At 65.8% G+C, this 5,367-nt stretch carries 8 protein-coding genes; 4 read left to right on the top strand and 4 right to left on the bottom strand.

Translation table 11 applies throughout. The features are described 5' to 3' along the window. Positions 1-217: 217 nt before the first annotated feature. On the bottom strand, positions 218-748 hold the full coding sequence (locus VZ95_RS17580) for a cysteine dioxygenase family protein (RefSeq protein WP_052711907.1): 531 nt from the start codon (positions 746-748) through the stop codon (positions 218-220). After that, complete coding sequence (locus tag VZ95_RS17575) at positions 745-1,470, bottom strand: GntR family transcriptional regulator (protein WP_045777014.1); 726 nt, start codon at positions 1,468-1,470, stop codon at positions 745-747. Before VZ95_RS17575 ends, VZ95_RS17580 begins: the two co-directional genes overlap by 4 nt. 150 nt (positions 1,471-1,620) lie before the next feature. Between VZ95_RS17575 and VZ95_RS25950 the strand changes: the two genes are divergently transcribed. From VZ95_RS25950 to VZ95_RS17560, 4 genes are all read left to right on the top strand, one after another. Then, entirely contained in the window at positions 1,621-2,190 is a 570-nt protein-coding gene (locus VZ95_RS25950) for a MerR family transcriptional regulator (RefSeq protein WP_198148374.1), read from the top strand. Positions 2,191-2,249: 59 nt separating this feature from the next. Beyond that, complete coding sequence (locus tag VZ95_RS25945) at positions 2,250-2,657, top strand: hypothetical protein (RefSeq protein ID WP_198148373.1); 408 nt, start codon at positions 2,250-2,252, stop codon at positions 2,655-2,657. A 110-nt stretch (positions 2,658-2,767) separates the two neighbouring features. Continuing rightward, a complete protein-coding gene (locus VZ95_RS17565) occupies positions 2,768-3,190 on the top strand; it encodes a hypothetical protein (RefSeq protein WP_045777013.1) in 423 nt (140 codons plus the stop codon). Beyond that, positions 3,138-3,881 (top strand): methyl-accepting chemotaxis protein, encoded by a 744-nt coding sequence (locus VZ95_RS17560; RefSeq protein WP_198148372.1) that lies wholly within the window; start codon positions 3,138-3,140, stop codon positions 3,879-3,881. The genes VZ95_RS17565 and VZ95_RS17560 overlap by 53 nt, the downstream gene beginning before the upstream one ends. 28 nt (positions 3,882-3,909) lie before the next feature. Here the strand turns inward: VZ95_RS17560 and VZ95_RS17555 are convergent, their stop codons facing one another. Both VZ95_RS17555 and VZ95_RS25940 read right to left on the bottom strand, forming a co-directional pair. Continuing rightward, the gene (locus tag VZ95_RS17555; RefSeq protein ID WP_045777012.1) at positions 3,910-4,785 is read right to left on the bottom strand and encodes a hypothetical protein; all 876 of its coding nucleotides are present in this window, start codon (positions 4,783-4,785) and stop codon (positions 3,910-3,912) included. 62 nt (positions 4,786-4,847) lie between these two features. Then, on the bottom strand, positions 4,848-5,367 hold a 520-nt coding region (locus tag VZ95_RS25940; protein WP_332308123.1), incomplete at its 5' end, for a tetratricopeptide repeat protein.

The following is a 5,367-nucleotide window of genomic DNA, read 5'->3' as shown; positions in this document are numbered from 1 at the left end:
AACGCGGGGCGGTGTGCATCCGGGCGGGCCGGAAAAGTGAGGGCGGAACGGGTCATCGACACACACGCATCCTTGAGACAAGCCAAATGAGGCCGGCCAAATGAGACTGGCCAAATGAAACCGGCCAAAACCGAAAGCCGGTTCATACTCTGCCTTATATGTCGGCGTGTTGTCCCGATCTTTCAATCGTTTCGCGGTGTGTCGATGATCTAAGCTCTCAAGCGTCGAAGCAATGATCGACCGAGGTGCCGCATTCGGCAAGGTTGCAGCCATAAATATGCAAGGAGATCATCGGCTGCGGGCCGGGGTTGCCGATGCGGTGAACCCCGTGCGGGCCGGGGGCGGCGAAACTGGTCATCCCCTGGCTCAAAGCCCGCCCGCCGGTGGCTTCGGCAATCGGATCGCTGGCACCATTTTGGGTTACAAGGGCACGCAGGCGGTAGAATTCTTCCGCCCCGCTCCCCTCGATCACGCCCAAAGCGCACCAAGCGCGGTGATCGTGAATGCGCGACCATTGCCCCGGCATCCAGGCAATCGCACAGACCGAAAAGCGCCCCTCCGGCGCGACGTGCAAAATTGTGACCGAATAGTTCTTGGGATCGAAGCGCACATCGGCCCCCGCCAAAATATCGGGCTGCGCCAAAACCGGCGGTAACAGCGCGGCAATCCGCCGCTCCACGGGCAGGCTTTCGGCATCGGTGCGGTCCAGCTCGACCGTGACGGACTGAATGAGGGCGGCAAGGCTCATGACCGGGTCTCCAGGCGGATGGACAGGGTATCGATGGGATCGGACGAGAGAATGGCGTCGCGGACCATGCGGAAGGAATCGCTTACCTGTTCGGCGGCGATGCGCGCGGCTTCCACACTGTCGCCCGCCACCAGCGCGTCGATTAGGCAATGGTGCTCGTGGCTGATTTCGTCCGTCCGGTCGCGCAGGGCGAGGCCGATATGCAGCAACCGTTCTGATTCCATCATCAGTTGCTCCAGCATCGCCGCCAGCCGGGCATTGCCGGAGCGGCGGGCGATGAGCAAATGGAACTCGCGATTGGAGGCAAGGAAACTATCGGCGCTATTGGGATCGCCCGGCACGTAGCGCGCCTGACAGGCGGCATCGAGCCGGGTCAGCTCGTCGGCGGCAACCTGGCCTGCGGCAAGGCGCGCGGCTTCGGATTCGAGCAGTTGGCGCAGATCGAAAATATCGCGCACGTCGCGAAGCGTGACCGGGGCGATCTTCCAGCCGCGCCGGGCTTGGGCGCGCACCAGCCGGTCTTGCGCCAGACGCGACAGGGCGGCACGCACGGGGGCTTTGCCGAAGCCGAAGCGGGTGGCAAGCTGAGTTTCCGAGACCTCGGAGCCCGGCGGCAGGGCGCAGGTGATGATGGCGCGGCGAATGGCCTGATAGGCGCGGTCGCCCAGGCTTTCGCCGTTTTCATCGGAACCGAGCGTGGGAAGGGTAAGAATCGTTGACATGGCAAGGCCTCTATCTGACATGTCACAGATGCCGCGATTTCGCGCCCCTGTCAAGCGCGGCGCGCGGGAGCGGGAAAACCTCCAGCCGCTTGACCTGGCCCTTAGGGCTGCCGCGATAAGAGGGGTGGTCAACCGTCACCGAGGTGTTTCATGAAATCGTCTACCGCCTGTCTCACCGCGTCCACCGCCGCCAAACGCCTCGGCGTTTCGGCGAAGGCCCTGCGGCTGTACGAGCAGCGCGGCTTGCTCACACCGGGCCGCACGGCGGTCGGCTGGCGCGTCTATGATCCGGCGGCGATGGGGCGCGCCGCCGAGATTGTGGCCTTGCGCGCGCTTGGACTTAGCCTTGCCCAAGTGGCGCGGGTTCTGACGGGCGACGCGCGGGATTTGGCACCGGCGCTGGCGGCGCATCAAACGCGGCTCGAAAGCCAAGCCCACGACCTTGCGGGCCGTTTGGCGAAACTGCGGGATCTGCGGGCCGACCTCGCCCTGGGCCGGGCTCCCCCCGTCGGGGCTTTGGCGGCGGTGCTGGCGGCGCAGCGCAACATCAGCGTTGCTTTCGACCTGCCGTGGCCGTGGGGCGGCGAAAGGTTTGAACTCTCCGACATTCGCGCGCTGAACTACATCGTCGGCCCGCTCGGCAGCGGTAAGACCCGCTTTGCCCGCCGCTTGGCCGAGACACTCCCGAACGCCGATTTTCTCGGCTTGGAGCGTCGGTAGAGGAGGCGCAAGCGCGTTTAGCGCGCGACCCAGCGCTCACGGCGCGCGTCGAGGCGAGCTTGCTCTGGCTTGTCGAGGAGGGCGCGGTGATCTCGGACGCGCTCGTTGTGCTGCTGGTTGGCTTGGAGGCGGAAGGCCCCGATTTCACTATTGTCGACATGGTCGAAGACGGGTTGGATCACCCGACCCAAGCGGCACTGATCGCCCACCTCCGTCGCCGAGGCGCGCAAGCCCGCCCGCTGTTCTTAATGACCCGCTCCTGCACGATTCTGGATTTGGCCGATGTCGGGGCCGATGAGGCGATTCTTCTCTGTCCGGCCAATCACAGCCCGCCGACGCGCGTCGCGCCTTATCCCGGCGCGCCCGGCTATGAGGCCGTCGCCACCTGCCTTGCCGCGCCGGAAGTGCGCGCACGCACGGCGGGCGTCATCGCCTGGCGTCCCCCGGAAATCCAAGGAGTATCCTGATGCGCGCACCTGCCCGGCTGTCGAAAAACCTTTCCGGTTGCATTTAATCTTCTCTGCTGCGGGCGGATCGGTCATCTTGGGGGCCATTCTTGGTTTGAAGGCCGATTGCCATGCTTACGCCCTTTCTCGTCCAAACCGGCTTGCTGCTGATCGTCGCGATTCTGCTGCCTGCGGGCGTGGCGACCAGCCTGCTGGCGGACCCCACCCATCGGCTGATCGTTCTGCTAGCCGCTGCCGTCGCCGCAAGCTCGGCCGTCGCCGGACTGGCCCTACTGACCCGGCGGCAAGCGGCGGCGCAGGATAAGCGCCTCACCCAAAAGGAAAGCGCGGCGGCGCAACCGGCGCAGGCCCCCAATCAAGCCGGGCTCGTGCTCGCCGCTGCCGTCACCCAGCGCTTGAAACAGAACAGCGCCTGGCTTCTCGACGATCTGACCTCGGCGGCGCAGCGCCTGCGCGCCACCGGGCGAAGGGTTGGCGGAAGTGACCAATTCGGCCAATCAACAGGCCTTGCTCGTCTCGGATGCCGCCGATGAAACCGCCAGCCACGGCGACCGCGCGGCGGCGGCGGCGGGCGGCTTGGTGAAATCGGTCCAACAAATCTCGACCCACGTCACTCACGCCGTCGGGGCCGCCGAGGTTGCCCAAGGGGCCAGTAAGACGGCGCAACGAACGATGGAAGGCCTCACGCAAGCAGCGGTCGCGATTGGCGACGTGTCGACCCTTATCACCGAAATCGCCGGGCAAACCAATCTCCTGGCGCTGAATGCAACCATCGAGGCGGCGCGCGCTGGGGCGGCGGGGAAAGGTTTTGCGGTCGTTGCTGGCGAGGTGAAATCGCTCGCCACCCGCACGGCCCAGGCAACCGAGGATATTGGCGCACAAATCGCCATCATTCAGTCCGTCACCGGCGAGATGACCGGGGTCATCGCCGAGATTCTCCGGCAGATCCAGGACCTTCAGAGCAATACGAAGGAAGTCTCTTACATTCTGCACGATCACGAGGGCGCGGCAACGCAGGTCGCGGCCCTGGTCGAGCGCATGGCCTCGGGCGCGCGGAAAGTGCGCGACGGGATTAGTGAAGTCGGCTCGGCGGCGATTCGCGGCGGCGCGAATGTTCTCGATCTGCTGAATGCCGCCGACGATGTGTCCGACCGCTCCCAGCGCCTCCGCCTCGCGGTCGACGAGGCCGTGCGCGGGACGGGCGGGACACTCGAAGCGTCGTAACGCCGATGGGGTTTTGGGAAGAAGCGCCTTATTGATCGAGGCTGAGTTGCCCGAGCCCGCGCGACGGCATGAGGCGGGAAAACAGCGTCGCATCCAACTCGCGCACGGTCAGCAGCGCTTGAATGACGCGGGCGCGGCCATTGCGTTCCAGCGCCACCAACGCCGGGCACTCGGTAATCGCCTGCGGGCCTTGCGTGCCAATGAGGGTGATGATCCCCGTCGCGCCCTTCGCCCGGCCCAACACGGCCATCATATCGACCGCGCTCGGCACCAGAATCTGTCCCCCCAGGGTAGCATCGCTCCACGCCAAGGTGCCGAGCGGCGTGCGCAGCGAAATAACCGGCGGCTGCGGGCCGGTCGGGGCCGTGCGCGCAAAGAAAGTGCCGGTTAAGAGCGTGAGTTCGACCGAGGCCAACCGCCGCCGCCCATCCATCCCCGGCAGCAACACCCGCCGGTCGACGCGCACACGAGCCCGCCCGCCAAGCTCAATGCGGGTCGTATCCGAAAGACGCAAGCTAACGCGGGAGAGCGTGGCGATTTCGAGCAGATCCCCGCCCAGCAGCTCTTCTTGCCCCTGCGCCGGGCGGCGCGGCTGGCCGGGGCGCTTCAGCGTGACCGTGCCCGACGCCTGTTCCAGCACCGCCACCATCTCGCCCGACTGGCCGGTGATCGAAAAGCTTTCGGCCAAATCTTGAATCATCGCCGCCGACAACGCGAGGCCGTCGCCCAAATCGAGATCGTCGAAACTGCGGCGTTCGGTCGCGAAATAATTCGGGATTTGCGCGAGCTCACGCGCCCCCGCGACGAAGACAAGATCATCCCCAAGCCGAACAGGGTCGGCTGCACCGAGCAAATCTTCCGCCCGGTAGGTATTCTCAGGTCCGTGTTCTACACCGCCGTACATGGCATTCTGCCCGTTTGGTTTGAACCGTCATACCATATCGTTTGCAGGTGCGAAAACGTTCGTTATGGCTGAAGTCGTTCAATCTCTTGCAATAACTGCTGGCGCGGCGGCGCATCGTTGGGCAAGAGCGCCAGCAGGTGCCGCCAATGGGCCAGCGCCTCGGGTTTATTCCCTTGCTGCGCCGCGTCCAACCCGGCGAACCACAGGGCTTCCGGCTGATTGGGGTCAAGCGCCAGCACCCGGCGCATCAGAGCGTAAAACTCCGGCGGCACCGGCCCGGCGAGCGTGGCCGAGGGCGGAAACAGCACCCGCGCCAGCCCCAGCAGCGCATCGACCGACTGCGGTGCAAGACGGACGATCTGACGGTGCGCGGCAATCGCCGCCTCTGACTCGCCAAGAACCTCGCGCGCCCGCGCCAAGCGCTGCCAACCGGCAAGATCGTCGGGCGTTTGCTCCAGCCGGGCGGCGAGCCCTTCGACCATGCCGCGAATCATCGCCTGGGTTTGCGGATCGTCCTCGCCGGGCGTGGGCGGCAGACCGAGCGCCGTGCGCAGCCGGGCTTGCGCCGCCATGACGGTCGTG

Origin of the sequence: Elstera litoralis (assembly GCF_000963705.1) — a bacterium.
Taxonomy (GTDB): Bacteria; Pseudomonadota; Alphaproteobacteria; order Elsterales; family Elsteraceae; genus Elstera; species Elstera litoralis.
Note: the sequence above shows the minus strand (reverse complement) of the source record. Positions and strands in the feature narration are given on the sequence as shown.